The organism is Yoonia sp. SDW83-1 (assembly GCF_046762885.1).
Classification (GTDB): Bacteria; Pseudomonadota; Alphaproteobacteria; order Rhodobacterales; family Rhodobacteraceae; genus Yoonia.
This window is the reverse complement of record NZ_JBKQXO010000005.1, coordinates 217829-241936: the sequence shown is the minus strand read 5'-3', so window position 1 is coordinate 241936 and position 24108 is coordinate 217829. Positions and strand designations below refer to the sequence as shown.

General features: G+C 59.3%; 25 protein-coding genes. 11 read left to right on the top strand and 14 right to left on the bottom strand.

The genetic code is table 11. The features are described from left to right. Positions 1–36 precede the first annotated feature (36 nt). Positions 37–1173: an acyl-CoA dehydrogenase family protein gene (locus ACFWW4_RS08830; RefSeq protein WP_411890492.1), complete on the bottom strand. Its 1137-nt coding sequence runs from the start codon at positions 1171–1173 to the stop codon at positions 37–39. Positions 1174–1307: 134 nt separating this feature from the next. On the opposite strand from ACFWW4_RS08830, the gene ACFWW4_RS08825 reads away from it, so the two are divergent. From ACFWW4_RS08825 to ACFWW4_RS08815, 3 genes are all read left to right on the top strand, one after another. Continuing rightward, positions 1308–2162 carry a hypothetical protein gene (locus tag ACFWW4_RS08825; RefSeq protein WP_411890491.1) on the top strand — a complete coding sequence of 285 codons (855 nt, stop codon included), beginning with the start codon at positions 1308–1310 and terminating at the stop codon, positions 2160–2162. 240 nt (positions 2163–2402) lie between these two features. Further along, positions 2403–2591 carry a hypothetical protein gene (locus ACFWW4_RS08820; RefSeq protein WP_411890490.1) on the top strand — a complete coding sequence of 63 codons (189 nt, stop codon included), beginning with the start codon at positions 2403–2405 and terminating at the stop codon, positions 2589–2591. 429 nt (positions 2592–3020) lie between these two features. Continuing rightward, positions 3021–3365, top strand: coding sequence for a cupredoxin family copper-binding protein (locus ACFWW4_RS08815; protein WP_411890489.1), 345 nt, complete (start codon positions 3021–3023; stop codon positions 3363–3365). Between the two features lie 41 nt (positions 3366–3406). On the opposite strand, the gene ACFWW4_RS08810 is transcribed toward ACFWW4_RS08815, so the two are convergent. Next, positions 3407–4906: a CoA-acylating methylmalonate-semialdehyde dehydrogenase gene (locus ACFWW4_RS08810; RefSeq protein WP_411890488.1), complete on the bottom strand. Its 1500-nt coding sequence runs from the start codon at positions 4904–4906 to the stop codon at positions 3407–3409. A 96-nt stretch (positions 4907–5002) separates the two neighbouring features. On the opposite strand from ACFWW4_RS08810, the gene ACFWW4_RS08805 reads away from it, so the two are divergent. From ACFWW4_RS08805 to ACFWW4_RS08790, 4 genes are all read left to right on the top strand, one after another. Further along, a complete protein-coding gene (locus tag ACFWW4_RS08805; protein ID WP_411890487.1) occupies positions 5003–5905 on the top strand; it encodes a LysR family transcriptional regulator in 903 nt (300 codons plus the stop codon). A 39-nt stretch (positions 5906–5944) separates the two neighbouring features. Then, on the top strand, positions 5945–6379 hold the full coding sequence (locus tag ACFWW4_RS08800; protein WP_393928660.1) for a CBS domain-containing protein: 435 nt from the start codon (positions 5945–5947) through the stop codon (positions 6377–6379). Positions 6380–6445: 66 nt separating this feature from the next. Then, positions 6446–6940: a pantetheine-phosphate adenylyltransferase gene (coaD, locus tag ACFWW4_RS08795; protein ID WP_393928658.1), complete on the top strand. Its 495-nt coding sequence runs from the start codon at positions 6446–6448 to the stop codon at positions 6938–6940. Next, positions 6937–7710 carry an alpha/beta hydrolase family protein gene (locus ACFWW4_RS08790; protein WP_411890486.1) on the top strand — a complete coding sequence of 258 codons (774 nt, stop codon included), beginning with the start codon at positions 6937–6939 and terminating at the stop codon, positions 7708–7710. Before coaD ends, ACFWW4_RS08790 begins: the two co-directional genes overlap by 4 nt. A gap of 48 nt (positions 7711–7758) precedes the next feature. Here the strand turns inward: ACFWW4_RS08790 and ACFWW4_RS08785 are convergent, their stop codons facing one another. From ACFWW4_RS08785 to ACFWW4_RS08765, 5 genes are all read right to left on the bottom strand, one after another. Beyond that, positions 7759–7917: a hypothetical protein gene (locus tag ACFWW4_RS08785; RefSeq protein WP_411890485.1), complete on the bottom strand. Its 159-nt coding sequence runs from the start codon at positions 7915–7917 to the stop codon at positions 7759–7761. A gap of 184 nt (positions 7918–8101) precedes the next feature. Further along, positions 8102–9103: a type I glyceraldehyde-3-phosphate dehydrogenase gene (gap, locus tag ACFWW4_RS08780; protein WP_411890484.1), complete on the bottom strand. Its 1002-nt coding sequence runs from the start codon at positions 9101–9103 to the stop codon at positions 8102–8104. Positions 9104–9184: 81 nt separating this feature from the next. After that, entirely contained in the window at positions 9185–9328 is a 144-nt protein-coding gene (locus ACFWW4_RS08775; protein ID WP_411890483.1) for a hypothetical protein, read from the bottom strand. 374 nt (positions 9329–9702) lie between these two features. Next, complete coding sequence (gap, locus tag ACFWW4_RS08770) at positions 9703–10704, bottom strand: type I glyceraldehyde-3-phosphate dehydrogenase (protein ID WP_411890482.1); 1002 nt, start codon at positions 10702–10704, stop codon at positions 9703–9705. A gap of 137 nt (positions 10705–10841) precedes the next feature. After that, entirely contained in the window at positions 10842–11414 is a 573-nt protein-coding gene (locus tag ACFWW4_RS08765; protein ID WP_411890481.1) for a DUF4329 domain-containing protein, read from the bottom strand. A 283-nt stretch (positions 11415–11697) separates the two neighbouring features. Between ACFWW4_RS08765 and ACFWW4_RS08760 the strand changes: the two genes are divergently transcribed. Continuing rightward, entirely contained in the window at positions 11698–12024 is a 327-nt protein-coding gene (locus ACFWW4_RS08760) for a BLUF domain-containing protein (protein ID WP_393928644.1), read from the top strand. A gap of 52 nt (positions 12025–12076) precedes the next feature. Here ACFWW4_RS08760 and tkt read toward each other — a convergent pair whose 3' ends face one another. Beyond that, on the bottom strand, positions 12077–14095 hold the full coding sequence (gene tkt / locus ACFWW4_RS08755; protein WP_411890480.1) for a transketolase: 2019 nt from the start codon (positions 14093–14095) through the stop codon (positions 12077–12079). Between the two features lie 252 nt (positions 14096–14347). On the opposite strand from tkt, the gene ACFWW4_RS08750 reads away from it, so the two are divergent. Continuing rightward, entirely contained in the window at positions 14348–14812 is a 465-nt protein-coding gene (locus tag ACFWW4_RS08750; protein ID WP_411890479.1) for a hypothetical protein, read from the top strand. Continuing rightward, entirely contained in the window at positions 14799–15191 is a 393-nt protein-coding gene (locus ACFWW4_RS08745) for a cell division protein ZapA (protein ID WP_411890478.1), read from the top strand. The genes ACFWW4_RS08750 and ACFWW4_RS08745 overlap by 14 nt, the downstream gene beginning before the upstream one ends. 18 nt (positions 15192–15209) lie before the next feature. On the opposite strand, the gene grxD is transcribed toward ACFWW4_RS08745, so the two are convergent. The 6 genes from grxD to ACFWW4_RS08715 form a co-directional block, all read right to left on the bottom strand. Then, positions 15210–15569 (bottom strand): Grx4 family monothiol glutaredoxin, encoded by a 360-nt coding sequence (gene grxD / locus ACFWW4_RS08740; RefSeq protein ID WP_411890477.1) that lies wholly within the window; start codon positions 15567–15569, stop codon positions 15210–15212. A gap of 58 nt (positions 15570–15627) precedes the next feature. Further along, the gene (locus ACFWW4_RS08735) at positions 15628–15873 is read right to left on the bottom strand and encodes a BolA/IbaG family iron-sulfur metabolism protein (protein WP_411890476.1); all 246 of its coding nucleotides are present in this window, start codon (positions 15871–15873) and stop codon (positions 15628–15630) included. A gap of 92 nt (positions 15874–15965) precedes the next feature. After that, positions 15966–18125 (bottom strand): phosphoribosylformylglycinamidine synthase subunit PurL, encoded by a 2160-nt coding sequence (gene purL / locus ACFWW4_RS08730; RefSeq protein WP_411890475.1) that lies wholly within the window; start codon positions 18123–18125, stop codon positions 15966–15968. Between the two features lie 59 nt (positions 18126–18184). Then, positions 18185–18805 carry a YdeI/OmpD-associated family protein gene (locus tag ACFWW4_RS08725; RefSeq protein WP_411890474.1) on the bottom strand — a complete coding sequence of 207 codons (621 nt, stop codon included), beginning with the start codon at positions 18803–18805 and terminating at the stop codon, positions 18185–18187. 121 nt (positions 18806–18926) lie between these two features. Beyond that, positions 18927–19124: a CsbD family protein gene (locus ACFWW4_RS08720; protein WP_411890473.1), complete on the bottom strand. Its 198-nt coding sequence runs from the start codon at positions 19122–19124 to the stop codon at positions 18927–18929. 447 nt (positions 19125–19571) lie between these two features. Next, positions 19572–20477, bottom strand: coding sequence for a LysR family transcriptional regulator (locus ACFWW4_RS08715; protein WP_393928635.1), 906 nt, complete (start codon positions 20475–20477; stop codon positions 19572–19574). A 159-nt stretch (positions 20478–20636) separates the two neighbouring features. Between ACFWW4_RS08715 and ACFWW4_RS08710 the strand changes: the two genes are divergently transcribed. After that, complete coding sequence (locus ACFWW4_RS08710) at positions 20637–24053, top strand: indolepyruvate ferredoxin oxidoreductase family protein (protein WP_411890472.1); 3417 nt, start codon at positions 20637–20639, stop codon at positions 24051–24053. The last annotated feature ends 55 nt before the right edge of the window (positions 24054–24108 follow it).

The following is a 24108-nucleotide window of genomic DNA, read 5'->3' as shown; positions in this document are numbered from 1 at the left end:
GACGTGGAGGTCCCGGAGCAGGCCCGGGACGGGTGCTTACTGGATCAGATGGCGGGCTGTGATCAGCCGCATGATTTCGTTGGTGCCTTCGAGGATCTGGTGGACCCGCAGGTCGCGCACGATCTTTTCGATCCCGTAATCGGCGAGGTAGCCATAGCCGCCGTGCAGTTGCAGACATTGGTCGGCGACGCGGCTGCCGACCTCTGTCACCTGTTTTTTGGCCATGGCGCAGAATTTGGTGGCGTCGGGCGCGCCGGTGTCAAGTTTCCATGCCGCGTGGCGCAGGAAGGTGCGGGCGGATTGCAGATCAATCTCCATATCCGCCAGCCGGAATTGCAGCCCCTGGAACTGGTCGATGGGTTTGCCGAAGGCCTTGCGTTCTTTCATATAGGCCAGCGTTTGGTCGAGTGCGGATTGCGCCGCGCCGAGCGAGCAGGCGGCGATGTTGAGCCGCCCGCCGTCAAGGCCCGCCATGGCGTATTTGAACCCTTGTCCTTCGTCGCCGAGCAGGTTGCCCGCGGGGGCCTTGCAGCTGTCCATTTGGACCTGCCGGGTGGGTTGGGAGCGCCAGCCCATCTTGTCCTCGAGCCCGCCATAGCTGAGCCCGTCTGTGCCGTCCTCAATCAGGATCGCGCTGATCCCCTTTGGCCCGTCGTCGCCGGTGCGGGCCATGACAATATAGGCGTCGGAATAGCCGCCGCCTGAGATGAAGGCCTTGGTCCCGGTCAGTTCGTAACCTTCGTTGGTGCGGATGGCCTTGGTTTTCAGTGCGGCAGCGTCAGAGCCGGAACCTGGTTCGGTCAGGCAGTAGCTGAGGATGGTTTCCATCGTGACGGCCCTTGGCAGGATTCGGTTGCGGGGCGCGTCGGACCCGTAGGCGTCGATCATCCGCGCGCACATGTTGTGGATCGACAGGAACGCGGCGACGGAGGCGCAGGACTGCGAGAGGGCTTCGAAGACCAGTGTGGCGTCAAGGCGGGAGAGGCCAGAGCCGCCCATATCCTCGGTCACGTAAAGCCCGCCAAAGCCGAGTTCGGCGAGTTTGGGCCAGAGCGTTTTGGGGATGGTGCCATCACTTTCCCATTGGCGGGCATGAGGGGCGATATGTTCGGCCCCAAAGGCCTGGGCCATGTCGAATATGGCCGATTGTTCCTCGGTCAATGCAAAGTCCATGATGCCCCTCCCGCATGAATTGAACGCTTGTTCATATTCTTGAGCCGATTGCGCGGCTTTGGCAAGTCTTGGCTGTTAGCAATTGGTTATTCCTGTTTGGCCATAAAGACAGTGTTTTGTGAAAGGAATCATCTGTGGCTCAGCAGAAAATCGGTGTGATTGTGATCCATGGTGTGGGTCGGTTGGGCGATCAAAGACCGGCACAGACAAACGATTTGACGTTTTCAGCAGATATGGCGCGTCGTGTGCAACGCAAGCTGGGTGATGATGCGGGGCGGGTGGCGTGGCGCGAGGTGTTCTGGTCGGATATCTTGCAGGGCCGTCAGCAGGGATTTCTTGATGATATCCGCGACAAGACCAATGCAGAAGCGCCGCGTGGTTTTGTCATGGCGGCCCTGTCGGATGCCGCCGCCTATCGCAAGACGGCCGATGGATCTTCTGCGTTTTACGAGCAGATCCACAGTCGTTTGGAACTGACGGTGCGTGATATCGAGGCTGATATCGGGCCGGGGGGGCAGCTGCTGATCCTGGCTCATTCGCTGGGTGGGCATGTGGTGTCAAACTATATCTATGATCTGCAACGGTTCGAGGCGCGCACGGGCGAACGCAGGTTTGGATCGCCGTTGCAGAATATGCGCACGGTGGCTGGGCTGATGACGTTTGGCTGTAACATCCCGGTCTTTCTGTTTCCGCATAAACCAACCGATATCGCGCCGATTGCCTATCCGGGAGCGGATCTGCCCGAAGAGCAGCAGATCGTAACCTGGTGGCAGAATTTTTATGATCGCGAGGATATTCTGGCCTATCCGTTGGGGCCGGCCGCCCCGCGCTATGCGAAAATGGTGTCGGACCGGCATCTGCGTGATATCCCGATCCATCTGGGCGCGCCGCCGACGGGTGGATGGGATCCGCTGTCGCATGCGTCATATTGGGACGATGCAGAGCTGATTGCGCCGGTTGTGCATTATTTGGGGAAGATGTTGGGCTAAGCGGTATGGACGATCCGGTATCGGTGCAACTGGAATAGTCGATTGATGACCTGTGCGCATTGGATAGGTTCGGCCAATTACAATCTAGCGCCCGGCATACGGCATTCAGGTTAAGGCCCTTGGCCTTGCTTGGCGTGATGCCTGCCTGTTGGGGGCGGAGGTGTATAATGACGACGGCACCACCAATGGCGTCAGGCCCTTGGCGAGAGGGGCAATTTCTGAGACGGCTGGCAAGACATATTGATCCGAGAGTTTGACGAGGAGCTTGGCCTGCAGGGTGATGTTGTGGGTGATCCGTTGTCTTTTGAAAACATCTATCAGCATCAGGGTGTTACCCGTAATGAGGTTGCGTTTGTCGCGGAAATCCGGTTGCTGGATGGTGCGCTGACGGCTGGTGGTCCGATCATTTTTTACGAGGATAACGGATAGCAGTGTTGTGCAGGTTGGTATGATCCGCAGCTGGTGGTTTGCGGCGGTCCGGCCTTATTCCCTACCGGTTTGAAGGCCAGACGATAGCGCGGTTTTGGGCATTTCGGCCTGACGGCAGATCACCATTTATCAGTTTTCTAGGGGGAAGGGCGCGACTGGCGGGGGTAGGAGACCTGACAAAAAGCTGGAGCTCAGAGGTCTGTTGACGGAGACTTGGAGATGCGCCGCGATAGGCTTTTTCCAGAATCTGGAAATTTTTTCAAAATTCCGGGAATAAAGCCAGTTCTTTGCGCGTATCCTAGACAGATGCTTTGCTACATCACCGGCTCTTTTAGCGTGGTGCCGTTGATCATTGTGTTGCGTCTGATACCTCGCCCGCGGTTAGCAGAGTGGGGTTTACGATCTGATTTGAAACTTGAGGAAAAACCAATGTCAAAAATTACTCGTCGTACCGCCCTTCGTCTGGCAGCTGTTGCCGCAGTGGCACCGCTTGCAGCGCATATGGCCCGTGCTGATGGTCATGCGACCACACATACAGTCGCCATCCGCAATTTCGCGTTTGAGCCAGCCAATCTGACAATCAATGCTGGCGATACCGTGCAGTTTGTGAATGAGGATAACGCCCCGCACACGGCCACAGCCGATAGTGGCGCGTTCGATACCGGCAATCTGCGCGGCGGTCAGTCCGCGTCGTTGCAGTTTCCGTCAGCGGCCACGTTCAGCTATTTCTGCGCCGTGCATCCTCGCATGAAGGGCAGCATCACCGTGGTCTAAGAGCCGTAGGGGGCGGCGTGGTTTTACGCCGCCCGGTCTGCTTATTCCATCACGGGGATCGAGAATTCGCCGCCTTCCTTGATGCCCGAGGGCCAGCGAGAGGTGATTGTCTTGGTCCGTGTATAGAACTTGAACGCATCCGGCCCGTGCTGGTTGAGGTCGCCAAAGACCGATTTCTTCCAGCCGCCGAAGGTGTGGTAGGCCAGCGGCACGGGAATCGGCACGTTGATACCCACCATGCCGATATTGATCCGGTTGGCAAAATCGCGGGCGGTGTCGCCGTCGCGGGTGAAGATCGCGGTGCCGTTGCCGTATTCGTGGTCCATGGCGAGGCTGAGCGCTTCTTTGTAGCTTTGCGCGCGCACGGTAGACAGGACCGGGCCGAAGATTTCGGTTTTGTAGATGTCCATATCCTTTGTGACGTTGTCGAAGAGATGCGCGCCGACGAAAAAGCCTTCTTCGTAGCCTTGCAGGCTGAAGTCGCGCCCGTCGACGACCAGTTTCGCGCCCTGATCAATGCCCGACTGCACCAGCCGTTCGATATTGGCCTTGGCGGCGGCGGTCACGACCGGCCCGTAATCGACATCGTTGCCGGAGGTGTAGGGGCCGACCTTGAGCGCCTCGACCCTTGGCACCAGTTTTTCGAGCAGGCGGTCGGCGGTTTCATCACCGACCGGCACGGCGACGGAGATTGCCATGCAGCGTTCACCAGCCGCGCCGTAGCCTGCGCCGACCAGCGCGTCGGCAGCCTGATCCATGTCCGCGTCGGGCATGATGATCATGTGATTTTTCGCCCCGCCGAAACACTGGACACGTTTGCCCTGCGCGCAGCCGCGGCTGTAGATGTATGACGCAATCGGGGTGGAGCCGACGAAGCCGATGGATTGGATCACGTCGTGATCGAGGATCGCGTCGACCGCTTCCTTGTCGCCGTTGACGACCTGCAGGATGCCTTTGGGCAGGCCTGCCTCTTCCATCAGTTCGGCCAGCATCAGGGGCACGGATGGGTCGCGTTCGGAGGGTTTGAGGATGAAGGCGTTGCCGCAGACGATGGCGGGCGCGAACATCCACATCGGGATCATGGCGGGGAAGTTGAAAGGCGTGATGCCTGCGGTGACACCTAGGGGCTGTTTCATCGAATACATGTCGATGCCGGGGCCCGCGCTGTCGGTGAATTCACCCTTGAGCAGTTGCGGCGCACCGATGCAGTATTCGACCACTTCGAGCCCGCGGATCACGTCGCCCTTGGCGTCGGGCAGGGTTTTGCCGTGTTCGCGCGACAGCGCCTCGGCCAGCTTGTCCATGTCCCGGTGGAGCAGGCCGACAAAGGCCATCATCACCCGCGCGCGGCGCTGCGGGTTGACGGCGGCCCAGTCAGGCTGTGCGTTTTGCGCGATCTCGACCGCCTTGGCCAGTTCATCGGCATTGGCGAGCGGAACTTTGGCCTGCACGTCGCCGGTGGCGGGGTTGTAGACGTCGGCAAAGCGGCCTGATGTGCCTTTGACGTGCTGGCCGCCGATGTAATGGGTCAGTTCTTGCATGGAATCCTCCCTGAATTTGAGGCCACTATAGGCTTGCGTTTTTGGTGGTAAAACCCGCAATGTCCCAAAATCATTTTGCAAAAATGCAAGGGCGTGATGGAAAACTGGGATGACATGCGGGTTTTTCTGGCGGTGGCCCGCGCCGAAAGCCTGTCGGGGGCAGCCCCTGTGCTGAAGATGGATCCGGCGACGCTGGGCCGCCGTGTGGCCCGGCTGGAACGCGCGATGGGGGCGACATTGTTTGTCAAATCGCCGCAAGGTTATGCGCTGACCGATCTGGGTGAGCGGATGCGCGACCGCGCGGCGGAGGCCGAGGCGCATCTGTCGCTGGCGTTTGACGAAGGGCAGGGGGCGTCGGCGGCGCTGACCGGTCAGATCAGGATCGGGGCGCCGGATGGCGCGGCGAATTTTCTGCTGCCGCAGGTCTGTGCCGCCATTCAGGCGGACAACCCCGATCTGGAGGTGCAGGTGCTGGCGTTACCCCGTGTCGTGAACCTGTCGCGCCGCGAGGCGGATATGGCGGTGACGGTCAGCCCGCCAGCAGCGGGTCGTCTGACGGTGCAGAAGATCACGGATTACCACCTGCATCTGGCAACGCGGGCCGATGCGCCGCCTGTCGGGTCGCGCGAGGACCTGCGAGGAAGGCCGGTTGTGGGCTACATCCCGGATATGATTTTCGACAAGGAACTGGATTATCTGGGCGCGCTGGGGGCGGATGGTGTGCAGCTGGCATCCAATTCGGTCGCGGTGCAATTGCAGATGCTGCGCCAGACCGGGGTGGGGTTTGTGCATGATTTTGTGTTGCCCTTCGCGCCAGAGCTGTGCCGGGTGCTGACCGATGAGATTTCGCTGCAGCGATCATTTTATCTGGTTCGCCATACGTCCGACCGCCAGTCGGACCGATTGACCCGGTTTGCCGGTGCGCTCATGCGCGGGATGCAGGCAGAAGTTGCGCGTCTTGAACAAATGGCACGCTTGACAGGTAGCCCCGTGATTTGACACGCTGAAACCATTGAAGCCGCGCCAAGGAGCCCGCTGATGATTGTGTCCCAAATCCTGAAATCCAAGACTGATATCGGTGTGGTGTCGGTCAAGCCGACGGATCATGTCAACGATGCTGTCAAGCTGTTGTCGGAAAAGCGGATCGGGACGGTTGTCGTGTCCGCCGACGGGAAAACGCTGGATGGGATCCTGTCAGAGCGCGATATCGTGCGCGAGATGGGCAAGCGCGGTGTGGCCTGTCTGAGTGAACCGGTGGGCGAGATGATGACATCCAAGCTGGTGACCTGTGCGCCCACTGACAGTGCTGATGCGGTGTTGGAGATGATGACCAACGGCCGGTTTCGTCACCTGCCGGTGATGGAAGGCGGCACAATGATCGGCCTGATTTCCATTGGTGATGTGGTCAAGGCCCGACTGGCCGAATTGTCGATGGAAAAGGATGCCCTGGAAGGCATGATCATGGGGCACTAGCCCTCTTGCAATCTTGTCCGCAATAATGTTGCGTGGCCCCCAGAATTTGTAACGATGAGGTGCGCCATGCGGACAGGGCTTTATCCCGGCACATTTGACCCGATCACGCTGGGCCATCTGGATATTATCCGACGGGCCTGTTCGCTGGTGGATCGTCTGGTCATTGGCGTGGCAATCAACCGCGACAAGGGGCCTCTGTTCGATCTGGAGGAGCGTGTGGCCATGGTCGAGGCGGAATGCGCCCCTTTGGGTGCCGCAACCGGGTGCGAGATTGTCGTGCATCCGTTCGAGAACCTGCTGATCGATTGTGCCCGCGATGTGAATGCCGGTGTTATCATTCGCGGCCTGCGCGCGGTGGCGGATTTTGAGTATGAATACCAGATGGTTGGCATGAACCGTGCTCTTGATAACAGTATCGAGACCGTGTTTTTGATGGCCGAGGCCCAGCATCAGGCGATTGCCTCCAAACTGGTCAAGGAAATCGCCCGGCTGGACGGCGATGTGTCGAAATTCGTGACCCCGGCCGTGAATACCGCGTTGCTGGCGCGGTTCGCTGATTGAAGCTGCTGCTTTTGTTTGCGGGTACTTATCTGCTTTATGCGGCGGCGATGGTGCTGACCCATCCCCGGTTCATCTATCCCTTTGGTCCTGACCCGTTTGACTCCCCTGGATTTCGTCAGGAGGTGGTTTCGGACCGGCAAGTGGCCCTTGCCATTTCGGAGGGGAGCGCCGACCCGGCGGTATTGTTTTTCATGGGCAATGGCGGCGCGCTGGCCTATTTCACCTATACGCTGGATGCGCATGTGAATGCCGGGCGCACGATTGTGGCGATGGAATATCCAGGGGGCGGTGGCATCCCCGGTCGGTCGTCAGAGCGCCGTTTGAAGATCGATGCGCTGGAAGCCTATGACTGGTTGGCGGCCCGCCATGACGGGCCGATTGTGGTGCATGGCTATTCCATGGGAACAGGCATTGCTCAGCATGTCGCGGTGGAGCGTGACGTGGCTGCCGTCATTCTGGATGCCCCTTATGTGAAGATGTGCGAACTGATGACGCGGGCGTCATACCTGCCGGCCTGTTACATGCCTGGGGTGCAGAAATGGAACAACGCAGTGCTGGTCCCCCGTCTGTCAGCGCCTGTGCTGGTGCAGCATGGGGCCGCCGATCAGTTGATCCCTATTGCCAATGGTCAGCGTCTGACGCGGCTGATGGAGGATGCTGGGCTGGATGTGACGATGCATGAGGTGACAGGGGCCACACATAACAATATTGCTGGCCAGCCGGGGTATTCCGCGCGGATCGACGCGTTTCTGGACAGGGTCCTGAAATAACAAAGCCGCCCCATTGGGACGGCTGGTTTTCGTAACTTATTGAGTGGCTTAGCCGTAGATTGCCTTGGTTGCGATCTTGGCGGCATCTTCGCGGAACATGCCCAGATCAATGGCTGTTTCCAGCGGCATGTTGCGCAGTTCGCGCTTGAGGCGTGAATAGGCCACGCGCTTTTCAATTGCAGTGCGAACGGTGTTCAGTGCGGTCATTTGCGTGCTCCTTTTAAGTCATCGCGTTTCGTTGTCTTGACCCTGATTTAGCGATGCTGCGGCGCAGAACAAGGTGCGTAAAATGCAAAGCGCCATGCATGTTCTGCATGGCGAAATTCATGATTTGGTCACAAAAAAGCCGACCCGGTGTGGGTCGGCCTGTTTGCTGTGCAGATGGCTGAATCTAGATCAGTTTGCCCATCGCAACGGCTGTATCAGCCATCCGGTTGGAGAAACCCCATTCGTTGTCATACCAGGTCAGGATTCGCACCATGTTGCCGTCCAGTACTTTGGTCTGGTCCAGATGGAAGATCGACGAATGCGGATCATGGTTGAAGTCTGAGCTGACCATGGGCAGGTCGGTATAGGCAAGCACGCCTTTGAGCGAGCCGTCAGCGGCGGCTTTGATGGCGTCGTTGACCTCTTCGACGGTGGTGGCCCGTGACGATTCAAATGTCAGGTCCACGACGGACACGTTGGGGGTTGGCACACGGATCGCCACGCCGTCGAGTTTGCCGTTGAGTTCGGGCAGAACGAGGCCGACAGCCTTGGCGGCCCCGGTTGATGTTGGGATCATGGAAAGGGCCGCCGCGCGGGCGCGATAGAGGTCCTTGTGCATGGTATCCAGCGTCGGCTGGTCGCCGGTGTAGCTGTGGATCGTTGTCATGAACCCTTTGGTAATCCCGATCGCGTCATTCAGCACTTTGGCCACGGGGGACAGGCAATTGGTGGTGCAGGATGCGTTGGAGACGACGATGTCATCCTTGGTCAGCACATCGTGGTTCACGCCGTAGACGATTGTTTTATCGGCGTTTTTGCCCGGGGCCGAGATCAGCACGCGGGAGGCGCCATTGTCCAGATGGGCCTGGCAGGCCTCTTTGCTGTTGAAGATGCCGGTACATTCCAGAACGATATCGACATGCGCCCATGGCAGGTCGGCGGGGTTGCGGATAGCGGTCACCTCCATCGGGCCACGACCGACATCGATGGTTGTTTCGGTTGTCGTTACGGTGGCCGGGAAGCGGCCATGCACGCTGTCGAACCGCAAGAGGTGGGCGTTGGTTTCCACGGGGCCGAGATCGTTGATGGCGACGACTTCGATATCTGTGCGTCCGCTTTCGATGATGGCCCGCAAAATATTGCGGCCAATCCGGCCAAATCCGTTAATGGCGACTTTGACGGCCATGATGTTCCTCCTGATGGGATCAATGTTGGCGCTAACATTGCGATTTATGACCAAAGGTCAACCTATCTTGCACCGAAATGCTCAGCGCCAAAAGGCAATATATTCGGTGAGCCGTATCAGTTGCTGCATCAGGAACTGTGGCGTGTTCCATTCCAGCACGAAGTGATCAATGGCAAAGAAGCCGATGATCAGGATGCCGAGGCAGATGGCGATGGTGTTGGTCATGGCGCAGGTCTAGCCGGGTGGGAGGAAAATGGCAAAACTGCAATGGCTTCGGGGCTAAGGCGTTGCGCGGGACGTTGGCGCCGGGAAAGTCAGTCGGTCATCTTCTGTTGGCCTGACGCGGTGGAGATATGATCTTGCGTTGGCGTTTTGGGACAAAGCCATCACCTGAGATTGTCGTGCGTTCACGTCAAACATTTCGCCCGGTGGGCACCACCGGGCATCGACCGACCTCCCCCCGGAGGGCGATTTTGCTGCGTCTCAAATAGCTTGGCGTTTGACCGAGTAGAGATGCCCAGCCAAACGTAGGCGTTGCGCACGCCCTCCAGGTCGGGCGATGCCCTCAGCACTTTGTGGCTTTAGCGTGCCGGTGGTTGCTAGTGTAACCGCCCCATGGCGCCGGCCACGTCGGCCATGCGCGCGGAGAAACCCCATTCGTTGTCGTACCATGCGAGGACACGGACGGTTTTGCCGCCGACGACCTTGGTCTGGTCGGGGGCGAAGATGCAGCTTTGTGTGGTGTGGTTGAAATCGATGCTGACCTTGGCCTCGGCGTCGTAGGCCATGACCATGCCCATGTAACCGGACGCCGCTTCGGCGACCACAGCGTTGACGTCATCGACGGTGACGGGTTTGCCGGCTTCGAATGTCAGGTCGACCGCGCTGACATTGGGGGTGGGCACGCGGATCGCGGTGCCGTCGAGTTTACCGGCGAGTTCCGGCAGCACCTCGCCCAGGGCCTTGGCGGCGCCGGTGATGGTGGGGATCATCGCCATGGCGGCCGCCCGGGCGCGGTAGAGGTCATTGTGCCGCCGGTCCAGCGTGGGCTGGTCGCCGGTGTAGCTGTGGATTGTGGTCATAATGCCCCGGTCGATGCCGATGGCGTCGTTCAGGACTTTTGCCAGTGGGGCGAGGCAGTTGGTGGTGCAGGATCCGTTGGAGACCATGCGTTCGGTCGCCAGCAGGTCGCGGTGGTTGACGCCGTATACGACGGTGCGGTCGACGTTCTTTGCCGGCGCGGAAATGAGCACCTTTTTGGCGCCGCGGTCGAGATGGATGGCCGATTGAGTGCCGTCGTTGAATTTGCCGGTACATTCGAGGACGATATCGACGCCGTCCCAGTCAAGCTCCGCCGGGTCGTAGGTGGACATCACATCAATGGGGCCGCGCCCAAGGTCGAGGCTGTTGCCCGTGACGGTCACGGGGTGGCCGAAGCGCCCGTGGATGCTGTCGTATTTCAGGAGGTGGGCATTGGTTTCGATCGGTCCGGTCGCGTTGATCTTGACGACCTGCACGTCGTTGCGCGCGGCCTCGGTGATGTGCGCCAAGGTGCAGCGCCCGATGCGGCCGAAGCCGTTGATCCCGATTGTGACTGTCATGCCCGATCCCTCACGCCTTTTGTCTGACGCCAGCTATAGGGTGGCGAAGCGGGGCATGCCACGATAAAAGTGTCCTATTGTCAGTATGTTAGCGATAAAGTCGGCTGGTTGCGCTAACCGTTGTCGCTAACACCATCCTAGCTTTGCAGTGCGCGTAGCTGATCCAGCGTGTAGCGGACACCAATCGGATTGCGCGGATCAGGCCGGAAGATCGGATCTTGCGCCAGACATCCGCGCCCGCAGAGCGTGATGGCTGTCCCGGTGTCCCCGTCAACCCGCCAGAATCGTCCGCCGGGCGTGCTGACGTAATCGTCTAATTCCACGTCCATCGCACTGACGGCATCACTTATCGAGGGGACTTCGTTGAAGTAGTTGGGCAGATAGCCGCCATGGGTGTGATAGCTGGCAACCGCGTTGGCGGGGATGAAGCCAGCGACACAGCTGTCGGCGGTGCCCGCCCGCGGTGCGGTGCCCACGACCTGGCCGTCCCGGTTGGCGACGAAGAACCCGCAATATTCACGCGATTCTGCAAAGGATCTTGGCTGCAAGGCATTCAGGAAGCGTTGTGCGTAGCTGTCGATATCCGAGACCGGGGCAGGCGCAATATCGGGGCCGCTGATCGTTCGCCTTTCCAACGCGGTGTTACAGCTGGCCAGCAGCGTAAGCACAAGAATAAAGCCAGAAATGCGCCTGTTTGAATGCCTGCTCATGTCGCTATCTCTTTGAGATATTTATTATGTTTGCGATTCTCGTAGAGTTAGCGGGGCAGGGATAGCGAAAACCGGTGCTGGTCCGGCTGTCGGCGGATAAGCGCCGATGGCTGGGATTTGTTGATATGCCCTGTAAGGACAGAACCGCACCGTTGGCGGGTAACGTGTGGTCAATCCTGATTGCTATGTCATAGGACATAGGAACCGCCAAGTTGCCGTTTACAATTTCTTAACCTGATCCTAACTGAGACATTCTGCCACATCATGCAGTTAAGGAATTGAGATGATCAGAATACTTTATTTCAGCACCGCCCACGCGGATTTGGGTGATGATGGCGTCGAGGCGATAGTGGCCCAGTCACAAAAGGCCAACGCCGATCGCGGCGTTACAGGTGCTCTGGCTTATAATGGCCGGAATTTCTGCCAGGTCCTTGAAGGCGAAGAGCCTGTTGTCCGTGAATTGATTAAGACGATTGAGAAGGATCCGCGCCATGGCGGGTTCAAGATATTGGATGAAAAGCAGATCGAGAGCCGCTATTTCACAGATTGGACCATGAAGCGTGTGAGCGATCTGGATTTCGGCGAAGTCATCAATGCAATGAAAGCCTGAATAATCGGGCATTCGCAGAAAAGGCGACGGGCCTAACCGTCGCCTTTTGTTGTTATTTGATTAGCGACTTGACCTTGTCAGCCGTGTCTTGTGCCGTGATCCCGAATTCTTCGAAGAGGCGCTCGGCCGGGGCAGAAGCCCCGAAACCGTGCATACCGATGAAGCCGGATTTTTCGCGCTTGCCGCGTTCGCCGAACAGCCAGCGGTCCCAGCCAAAGCGAATGCCGGCCTCGATCGCGACCCTTACCGGCCCTGCGGGCAGGACACGTTTGCGGTAGCTTTCGTCCTGTTCTTCGAAGAGTTCCCAGCAGGGCATGGAGACGACGCGCGTACCGATCCCTTCGGCTTGCAAAAGGTCGCGGGCGGCGAGGGCGACGCTGACTTCGGAGCCGGTGGCGAGCAGGATCGCCTGCCGTTTGCCTTCGGCATCGGCGAGGACATAGGCGCCCTGGGCCGTCAGGTTTTTCGTCTTGTGGTCTTTGCGCACTGTGGGAAGGCCCTGACGGGTCAGGCTGAGCACGGTTGGGGTTTTCTGTGAGGTCAGCGCCAGTTCCCATGCTTCGGCTGTTTCGACCGTATCGGCAGGCCGAATGACATTCACGTTGGGTGTGGCGCGCAGCATGGCGAGGTGTTCGACCGGCTGGTGGGTTGGCCCGTCTTCGCCAAGCCCGATGCTGTCATGTGTCATAACATAGGTGACAGGCACGCCCATCAGTGCCGACAGCCGCATTGCCCCGCGCGCGTAGTCGGTGAAGCACATGAAGGTGCCGCCATAAGGTTTTGTGCCGCCATGCAGCGCCATGCCGTTCATGGCCGCAGCCATCCCGTGTTCGCGCACGCCGTAATAGATGTAGCGCCCCTTGCGGCTGGCGGGGGTAAAGACGCCAAGATCACCGGTTTTGGTGTTGTTGGAGCCGGTCAAATCAGCCGAGCCGCCGATGGTTTCCTTCATGATCGGGTTGATCACTTCGAGCACCATTTCGGAGGATTTGCGGGTTGCGACCTTTGGCAAGCCTTCGGTGACCTGCTTTTTCAAGGCGCGGATGGTGGCGCTGAGTTTCTTCGGCGCTTCACCTGCATAGGTCCGGTTAAATTCGGCCTGTTTGGTGGCGGAGAGGCTGGCGAAGCGCTGTTCCCAGTCCTTGCGGGTGGCCTCGCCACGTGCGCCGATGGCTTCCCACTGTTTTTTGGTATCCGGGTCGACCTCAAAATCGCCCATGGGCGCGCCATAGGCCTCTTTGGCGGCTTTGAGTTGATCCTTGTCGGTCAGGGCGCCGTGGCCCTTGGACGTATCCTGTGCGGCGTGACCCAACGCGATATGGGTTTTGCAGGCGACCATGGACGGCCGCGGGTCTTTCTTGGCCGCTGTGATGGCGGCGTCGATGGCTGCGGGGTCGTGACCGTCGATGGATTGGACGTGCCAGCCTGCTGCCTCGAACCGCTGCGGCTGGTCGGTGATATCCGCCATATCGACGGTGCCGTCGATGGTGATGTTGTTGTTGTCGAAGAAGACGATCAGATGACCGAGTTTCTGCATGCCGGCCAGACCGATGGCTTCGTGGCTGACACCTTCCATCAGGCAGCCGTCACCGGCCATGACATAGGTGTAGTGGTCGACGACTTTCTTGCCCCAGGTGGCACGCTGGATTTCCTCGGCAATGGCAAAGCCAACCGAATTGGCGATGCCTTGGCCGAGGGGGCCGGTGGTGGTCTCGATCCCGCGGGCGTGTCCGTATTCGGGGTGGCCTGCAGTGCGTGCGCCCCATTGGCGGAAATCCCTGATCTGTTGCAGCGGCATGTCTTCGTAGCCGGTCAGGTACATCAGGGAGTAAAGCAGCATGGAGCCGTGACCCGCCGACAGGATGAACCGGTCGCGGTCAGGCCAGTCCGGTGTCTTGGGGTCGAAGTTCAGATGTTTTTCAAAAAGGACCGTGGCGACATCGGCCATGCCCATGGGCATGCCGGAATGGCCGGAATTTGCGGCAGCGACCGCATCCAGCGTCAGGGTGCGGATCGCGGTGGCTTTCTTCCAGTGGTCGGGGTGGGCGGTGCGCAGGGCTGCAATATCCAAGGGGGTAGGTTCCTGTTTACAAAGATGATCTTTTTGCTTGCCCTGCCTCATATCAGGCCCCCCCGCGAGATCAAGCATGCGGGCTAAGCTGTTCATTTTCTTGCCGCCTCTGCGTTTGCGGGCCTTTGGCGGATGGCTTAGGCTATCGGTAAAGAGGCACGATTCGGCTTTGCCGGATCATTTTCGACGCAGGCGGGGGCAGACCGCAGCGTTGCATGGCCCCGGGGTGCCGGGGTGCGAAAGGACGGGCGGATGAGTGACATTAGTGCATTGGAAAGCCGTATTACGGCGGCGCTGGACCGGATCAGGCAGGGTATGGAGGCACGCGGTGGTGCGCCCCAGACGGACCTGACCGAAGCGCTGGAAAAGGAACGTGCGGCCAATGCCGAGTTGATCGAGCGTGTCCGTGCGCTGAAAGAGCGGCAGGATACACAGGTGGCGTCATTGACCGAGCGGGTCGAGGCGCAGAAGGCGCAAATGGTCAAGCTGGATGCCGAATTGCAGCGCTTGCGTGCCTCAAACGCGCAGATGCGTGACATGAATACCCAGTTGCGCGAGGCAGTGACCAAAGGGTTGGCCCCGGAACTGCTGGATCAGGCCGTCGCTGCAGAAGTGGAAGCCTTGCAGGCCCAACGGTCTGCCGATGCCGCTGAGGTGGATGCCATTCTGGCCGAACTGACCCCCCTGATCGAGGAGACATCCCATGCCGCAGGTTGAGATTGCGATTGGTGGCCGCAGCTTTGAAGTGGCCTGTCAGGATGGTGAGGAGCATTTTCTGCATTCGGCCGCGGCCATGCTGGATGCTGAGGCCGCGCATTTGTCTGAACAGATCGGCCGGATGCCGGAGGCGCGGATGCTGCTGATGGCAGGTCTGATGCTGGCGGACAAGACCGCTGGTCTTGAGGACAAGGTGCGCGAGGCCGAAGCCGAAGCCGCCAAGATGCGCGCGCAAATTGAGACGATGCAGGCGCAACCCGCGCCTGCGCCCGAACGCGTCGAGGTTCCGGTGGTGCCCGCCGAGGTCACCGATACGCTCGCGGAAATTGCTGCGCGGGCAGAGGCGCTGGCCGATCAGGTCGAAGGGGGCGCATCCTAGCGCCCCGGCGCAATGCGTTCAGCCGTTCGCTTCGCGGATCTTGTCGGCGGCGTCCTTGTCAAAGCTGATCCCGTGCTTGGCGAATTCGGCATCGAGTTCGCCAGAGAGAGTCATTTCGGTGATGATGTCGCAACCGCCCACGAATTCGCCCTTGATGTAAAGCTGGGGGATGGTGGGCCAGTCGGAATAATCCTTGATCCCTTGCCGTATGTCGTCATCGGCCAGCACGTTGATGTCGTGATATTCGACACCCATGAAGTTCAGCACCCCGGCCACGCGGGACGAGAACCCGCATTGCGGCATGGATTTGGTGCCTTTCATGAAGAGCACGACGTCGTTCTTCGTCACGGTTTCCTTGATCTGGTCTTGAGCTGTCATGGTTCTTCCTTTTGGGTTGGCGCAAAAGTCTTGAAAAGACTTTTGTCAAAATTCTTATTTAAGAATTTTGCGGCTCGTCGGGGGCTTTCGTGGTGAGGCCAAGCGCGTGAATTTCGCCGCTATCGACCTTGGGTTTGATCACGGCCATTACGGCGCGTTGTTGCTGGATGCGGTTCATGCCGCGAAAGCTTTCGTCGATCACGAGGCCCTGGAAGTGAACTCCATCGTCGCCCTGGATTTCGATGGTGGCGTTGGGGAAGCTTTCGCGCAGCAGGGTTTCGATCTCATAGGCGGTGATGGGCATCTGGTTCCTCGTCTGTTGCGCTTAATCTAGGGGCGCTTGCGCCGGTGGACAAGCCGGAGCCTCCGGCGGGAGTGTATTTGGAAGAACGAAGATCAGGCCACGCTTTTTTCGAAAGCGCTGCGGTAGAGATGCCGCAGGTCAGAGAGGGCCGCGCTGTGGTCGCCGAAGCTGATCTGATCGCCGCCAGCCTTGCCGACTGTTGTCAGTTTGACGCCGGCCTGATTGGCGGCGACCATCAGCGCCTCTGCCTGGTCGAAATTGCAGCCGATCAGGTAGCGCGCCTGGTCTTCGCCAAAGAGGGTGGGCGTGTCGCTGATGTCCAGCGTGATGCCGATGTCCGCCTGTTCGGCCAGTTCGAAGGCCGCGAGTGCCAGCCCCCCATCGCTGAGATCGGTGCAGGCGGTGATCAGGCTGTGATTGGCGCGGATGAAATCGCCGTTCGTTTTTTCCGCCTCCAGATCGACTGGCGGCGCGTCACCTTCGACCCGCCCGAAGAGTTCGGCCAGAAGCGCCGACTGCCCGAGGTGTCCGTGTGTTTCGCCGAGAAGTAGCAAAATATGCCCTTCGCGGATCTGGCCGGTGATCATGTTGTCGGGGTGGCGGATGATCCCGACGGCGCCGATTGTGGGTGTGGGCAGGATGCCTTTGCCGTCGGTTTCGTTGTAGAGCGAGACGTTGCCGGAGACTATGGGCATGTCGAGTGCTTTGACGGCTTCGCCGATCCCCTGGATCGCGCCGACAAATTGCCCCATGATTTCAGGCTTTTCGGGGTTGCCGAAATTCATGTTGTCGGTGGTGGCCAATGGTGTGGCCCCGACGGCGGTGAGGTTGCGGTAGGCTTCGGCCACAGCTTGCTTGCCGCCTTCAACCGGGTTCGCCTTGACGTAGCGGGGGGTCACGTCGCTGGTGAAGGCCAGCGATTTGTCGGTGCCGTGGACCCGCACGATGCCGCTGCCTGCGCCGGGCGTGCGGGCTGTGTCTGCCATGACCTGACTGTCATATTGTTCGTAAACCCATTGCTTGGCGGCGTAATTGGGGCTGCCGATCATTGCTTTCAGCCCGTCGATGGGGTTCACGTCGGGCACGTCGCCAAGCGGGGCGGCGGCGGTGGTGGGCACCCATGGCCGGTCGTATTCAGGGGCGGAGCCGGAGAGGGTGGCAAGCGGCAGGTCGGCTTTGATTTCGCCCTGATGTTCGACGATGAAACGGTCTTCGGCGATGGTTTCACCGACGATGGCGAAATCGAGGTCCCATTTTTCGAAAACGGCGCGGGCTTCGGCCTCAAGTTCCGGTTTGAGGACCATGAGCATGCGTTCCTGGGACTCAGAGAGCATCATTTCGTAGGCGGTCATGTTGTCTTCGCGCTGGGGAACCGCGTTGAGGTTGAGTTTGACGCCCAGGCCCCCCTTGTCGCCCATTTCGACGGCTGAGCAGGTGAGGCCAGCCGCACCCATGTCCTGGATGCTGATCACGGCACCGGTGGCCATGAGTTCCAGCGTCGCCTCCATCAGCCGCTTTTCGGTGAAGGGGTCGCCGACCTGCACGGTGGGGCGTTTTTCCTCAATAGTGTCGTCGAATTCGGCCGACGCCATTGTGGCGCCGCCGACGCCGTCGCGCCCGGTTTTGGCACCCAGATAGACGACGGGCATGCCAACGCCGGAGGCGGCGGAGTAGAAGATCTTATCCGCGTCAGCGAGCCCTGCGGCGAAGGCGTTGACAAGGCAGTTGCCATTATAGGCGGGGTCGAAACGGACCTCCCCCCCCACGGTGGGGACGCCGAAGCAGTTGCCGTAGCCGCCGATGCCAGCGACGACGCCGTTTACGAGTTGTTTGGTTTTGGGGTGGCTCGGTGCGCCGAAGCTGAGTGAGTTCATCGCGGCGATGGGTCGTGCGCCCATGGTGAAGACATCGCGGAGGATGCCGCCCACGCCGGTGGCAGCGCCCTGATAGGGTTCGATGTAGCTCGGGTGGTTGTGGCTTTCCATTTTGAAAACAACCGCCTGACCGTCGCCGATATCGACCACGCCGGCATTTTCGCCGGGGCCGCAGATGACCTGGGGGCCTTCCGTTGGCAGGGTGCGTAGCCATTTTTTGGAAGACTTGTAGGAACAGTGTTCGTTCCACATGGCCGAAAAAATGCCGAGTTCTGTGAAGGTCGGTTCGCGTCCGATGATCTGGAGGATTCGGTCGTATTCGTCGGGTTTGAGCCCATGGGCGGCGATCAGATCTTCGGTGATGGCTGGCTCTTGCATGACGTCCCCTTCGGCAGTTGCAGGTCCTTTAAGCGAAGGGGCGCGAAGGGGCAACGGGGTTAGCGTTCATTGAAGCCTTTGCCGGCGAAGATGCGGTCACGGCATTTTTCGATACGGGCGTTGCGTGTGGTGGATTGCTTGGCGCTGGTGATATGCAGAAAGTAGCCGCGTTGGCGGCCGGGGGTGAGGGCGGCGAAGGCTTCGGCCAGTTGGGGGTCGGCATCGAGTCCGTCGGCAAGTTCAGCGGGCATCTCGCGGGTGTTTTCTGTGGGTGGGGGGTTGATGCCCTTTTCGGCATAGTCCATCGCCTCAGCCAGATAGCACCTGATCAGGTCGGCTTGCGCGTTGACTTGTGCGTTATCGATGAAGCGCAGCATGTCGGGATGGGCCGTGTTTTCGCCTTGGCGTTCCAGCGCGCTGTCGGGGTCTCTCATCAGGGCGGCATTGAAGAAACTAAGCCGGAAATTATTGCGGAATGCGCCAATGATCGCGATGTTGCGCCCTGCGTGCATGTAGCAGGGGTGGCCCCATTTAACGGTTTCGGTCAGGCCCGCGTTTTGGCAGATTTCGCGCAGGTCGCGCAAGCCCTTGTTCCAGACCTTTGTTGAACAATCGGGCGTATCAAAACGGGTGCAGCGTCCGCAGCCTTTGGTGAAATAGTCGGCGATGTCAGTGATCATGGTGTGATCCGGGATGTTTCGGCGGAAAAACTAACACCACGGACCGGGTTCGCAAAATGAGAGGTTTAAAAACGCGTAAGCCGGGCGCGGGGCCCGGCTTGTTTACTGCTTTGAAGGCTGATCAGAGGCTGTCGATAAACTCGTCGACTTCTTTTTTCGCCTCTTCTTTCGACTTGCCGTATTTGGCCTGAATTTTGCCTTCGAGAGCTTCGCGGTCGCCCTCGACCTGGTCGACCTCATCATCGGTCAACTCGCCCCACTTGGACTGTACGTTGCCTTTGAATTGCTTCCAGTTGCCTTGGACCTGATCCCAGTTCATGACGCTCTCCTATTGTGTTGCGTTACTAGGACGAAACGCAGTGCTGACCGGATCGTTCCGATCAATCTGCCGATCAGGCAGAAAAAAGCCGGGCACAAGGCCCGGCGAAGTCCAACAGGGAGGTGAAGATGATGAGCGTCTGAGCATCATCGCCTTCGAGAGATGAGATAGGGGGCGTTTTTTGACCATTCAAGAAAAAATCTGATTATTTGACTGCATTGCCGGTATGTGTTGCGTGCATGGCTCACACCTTTGGCGGGGTTTTGTTTGGGGTGCGTTTCGTATCCAAGTTGTGTGCGGTCGGATCGAATCGCCTGTTAATGCTTTGATTTCAGGCGATTGGTACGGTCGGCGTTGCGTCGGACTTGTGTCGGCAAATCGTCGGGCGCGTGTTTGCGGACCCCATGATGAAATGGGCGCGCGGTGCGATGAGCTTTCTTCAAGAGGTCAGACGCCGACTGCTTCCCGCATCTTTTTGCGGTGGGCGAAGATTTCTTCCTGCACGAAGTCGCGGAAGGCGCTGATCCGTTTGGATTGCCGCAGTTCTTCGGGGTAGGCGAGGAAGACGGGGACTTCGCCGGATTCCAGATCGGGCAGGACGCGGACGAGGTCGGGGAAATCTTCGGTCACGTAATCGGGCAGCACACCGATGCCGAGGTTGTTGAGTACCCCTTGGAGTACCCCGAAATAGTTGTTCACCGTAAACAGGTTCGGGATGTCGTAGGTGAGCAGGTGCTGGACCAGCGTGGCACCGGCAGCGACCTGGATCGAGTTCAGGCTTTGGCAGAGGAGACGATGGTTGCTGATATCTTCGATCTTTTCGATCGGATTGTTCTTTTCCAGATATTCCCGCGAGGCATAGAGCCGCATGCGCACGGACATTAGCCGTTTGCGGATCAGGTCAGCCTGGCTGGGTTCTTTCATGCGGATGGCCACGTCGGCCTCGCGCATGGGCAGGTCCAGCACCCGTTCTTCGAGCATCAAGTCGATTTTGAGGTCGGGATATTGTTCATAGAGTTTGGGCAGGCGCGGAGCCAGCCAGAGCGTGCCGAATCCGGTCGTCGTCGTCACACGGAGTTCGCCGAACACTTCCTCTTCACTGTCGCGGATACGGGCCGATGCGGCCTCGAGCCGTTTGTTCATGGATTTGGTGGCGTCGAACAGAAGTTCACCCTGTTCGGTCAGGATCAGACCGCGCGCATGCCGGTGAAAGAGGGTGGTGTTGAGTGATTCCTCTAGCGCCCGGATCTGGCGCGAGACGGCAGATTGCGACAGATGCAGCGTGTCGCCTGCATGTGTCAGCGATCCGGCGTCTGCGACGGCGTGAAATATTCTTAGTTTGTCCCAGTCCATTTTTTCCCGCCGTCATCAATGTTATCGCTATCTTTAGCAGATCATTACGCGAAGTGTGCAATTGGTTGCAAACGTGATGCGCGACAAAATTCCGCTTTGTAGGTCAGTAATTTTGACCTATAGTTACGTCAAGTGATTTGACGCGCGGGGAGGTGCGAGATGACCCATCAGGATGTGTCCCTGAACGACCGGTATGACCTATCAAAATCGCCTGTTTTGCTGAACGGCACGCAGGCGCTGGTCCGGTTGATGCTGATGCAGCGGGCGCGTGATGAGAAGTCCGGTTTGAATACGGCGGGCTATGTCACGGGGTATCGCGGGTCGCCGCTGGGCGCGGTTGATATGCAGATGACCCGGGCGAAGAAGGTGTTGGATCCTGCGCAGGTGAAGTTTCAACTGGGTCTGAACGAGGACCTGGCCGCCACCGCCCTTTGGGGATCGCAGCAGGCGGAACTGCGCGGCGAGGGCAAGTATGATGGTGTTTTTGGTCTGTGGTACGGCAAGGGCCCGGGTGTGGACCGCACCGGTGATGTGATGCGCCATGCCAATATGGCCGGTACGTCGCCACATGGCGGGGTCATCATGGCGATGGGGGATGATCATACGGGTGAGAGTTCCACGACCTTGCATCAGTCGGATTGGGCCATGGTTGATGCCTATATGCCGATTGTGTCGCCAGCGGGGGTGCAGGAAATCCTCGACTATGGTCTCTACGCTTGGGAGCTGTCCCGGTATGCCGGGGTGTGGGTTGGTCTGAAGACGATGAAGGACACGATCGAGGTGACCTCGGTCGTGGATGGTGATCCGCATCGGTTGTCGTTTGTGACGCCGAAGATGGAGTTGCCCGAAGGCGGGCTGAATATCCGACTGGTCGATACGCCGCAGCTGCAAGAGGCGCGGATGATTGACCATAAGCGGTTTGCGGCAGAAGCGTTTTCGCGTGCAAACAAGATGGATCAGCGCAAATGGGGCAAGCCGGGGGCGAAGATCGGGTTTGTGGCCGCCGGTAAGAACTGGCTGGATTTGCAGCATGCCTTGTCGCTGTTGAACATCGATGAGGGTGAAGCGGAGCGGCTGGGGATCACCACCTATAAGGTGGGGCAGGTTTGGCCGTTGGATATGGCATCGTTCCACGAATGGGCTGAGGGGCTGGAACTGATCGTGGTCGTCGAGGAAAAGCGCAAGCTGATCGAGGTGCAGGTCAAGGAGGCGATCTTTGATGATCGCCGTGAACGCCGGGTCTATGGCTGGCACAAGGGGGATGAGCATTCGGAAGGCCGGAGGGAAGAGATTTTCCCGACGCGGGCCGCGCTTGATCCGATCTGGATTGCCGAAAAGCTGGGTGGGATACTGGTTGAGGAAGGCTGTGGGTCTGACGGGGTGAAGGCGGGCCTTGCGCAATTGAGTGAGGCGCGCCGGGCCGATAATGCTCCCGAGATCGCGGCGCGGTTGCCGTATTTCTGCTCAGGCTGTCCGCATAATTCGTCGACCAAGGTGCCGGAAGGGTCGCGGGCTTATGCAGGTATCGGCTGTCACTATATGGTGCAGTGGATGGACCGTGAGACGGTGGGGTTCACCCAGATGGGCGGCGAAGGTGCCAACTGGGTGGGTGAAGCGCCGTTTTCGACCCGTGACCATGTGTTCCAGAACCTGGGCGATGGGACATATAACCATTCGGGCGTGCAGGCCATTCGCTTTGCGCTGCTGGCAGGCACGAATATCACCTACAAGATCCTCTACAACGACGCTGTCGCCATGACCGGCGGGCAGGGCAATGATGGCGGTCTGACCGCCGACCAGATCTGCCGCGAATTGCAGGCGATGGGGGTGCGGAATATCGCGCTGGTTTATGATGAGAAAGAGGATATCGATCTGTCCCTTTTCCCCAAGGGCCTGGATGTGCATGAGCGGGTGGATATGCCTGCGGTGCAGGAGAAGTTCAGCAAATACAAAGGTGTGTCGGCCATTGTGTATGTGCAAACCTGTGCTGCGGAGAAGCGCCGCCGCCGCAAGCGTGGCCAGTTCCCGGACCCGGACAAGCGGGTGTTTATCAATACGGATGTCTGTGAAGGCTGCGGTGATTGCGGTGTGCAGTCGAACTGTGTTTCGATTGTGCCGGTGGAGACGGAACTGGGCCGCAAGCGCGCGATTGATCAGTCGTCCTGCAACAAGGATTATTCCTGTGTGAAAGGGTTCTGCCCGTCATTCGTGACGATTGAGGGCGCGAAGATCAGGAAAGAGGCGACAGCGGATGTTGATCTGCCAGATATGCCAGAGCCAGAGCTGCCAGCGATTGAAGGCACGCATAACGTTGTGATTACCGGTGTGGGTGGCACGGGTGTGGTGACCATTGGTGCAGTCATGGCCATGGCTGCGCATATGGATGGCAAGGGGGCTGGCATGATGGAAATGGCAGGCCTCGCCCAGAAGGGCGGTGCTGTGCATATCCATTGCCGAATTGCCGAGAAGCCGAGCGATATCAATGCGATCCGCGTTGCAACGGGTGAGTGTGATGCGCTGATCGGGGGTGATCTGGTGGTCTCTGCCGGGGCCAAGACGATTGGGTTGATGAAGACTGGGCGGACGAAAGGTGTGGTGAACAGCCACGAGATCATCACCGGCGATTTCACCCGGAATACGGAATTCAAGCTGCCCACCGATCAGTTGCAGGTGGCGTTACAGGCGCGGCTGGGTGAGGGGCTGGCGATGTTTGACGCCTCTGATCTGGCGAAGGCGCTTTTGGGTGACAGTATCTATTCGAACATGATGATCTTTGGCGCGGCCTGGCAGATGGGGGCGATCCCGCTGAGTTATGACGCGATTGTGGGGGCGATCCGGCTGAATGGTGCGGCGGTGGAGCGCAATATCCGCGCGTTTGAGCTGGGGCGGTGGGCCTATCTGCATCCGGAGGATGCGCAGGCCTTGCTGACGCCGAAAGTGGTGCAGCTACCGAAGTCACTGGATGAGAAGATCGCGTTTCGCGAGGCGCGGCTGGTGGCCTATCAGGGCAAGCGGCTGGCCAAGCGGTATCGCAAGCTCGTTGATCAGTTTCAGGATGCCCCGCTGCGCGAAGCGGTGGCAAAAGGGTATCATAAGCTGTTGGCGTATAAGGATGAATACGAAGTGGCACGTCTGCTGACCGAGACGCGGGCGAAGGCGGAGGCAGAGTTTGATGGCGATCTGAAGCTGACCTATCATCTGGCCCCGCCGATGATTTCCAAGACTGGGCCGGATGGCCGCCCGATGAAGAAGGAATATGGGGCGACAATGGCGCGGATGTTCCCCCGGCTGGCGAAGCTGAAGTTCCTGCGCGGTACACCGTTTGATCCCTTCGGCCGGACGGCGGAACGTCGGATGGAGCGGGCGCTGATCAAGGAATATGAGAAGGATATGGCCGAAGTTTTGCAGATCGTCCGCCCGGATACGCGCGATGCTGCTGTGGCGCTGGCGGCGCTGCCGCTGGATATCCGTGGGTTCGGTCCGGTGAAGGAGGCCAATGCCCGCAAGGCCGCCAAGCGGCGCGAGGAATTGCTGGCGGTGCTGCGTGCCACACCGATGCAACAGGCGGCGGAGTAGGCGAGAGCGTTCGCAGGATTGTCATTTGATTGTAGCCGTGCTGTGATAATGTCCG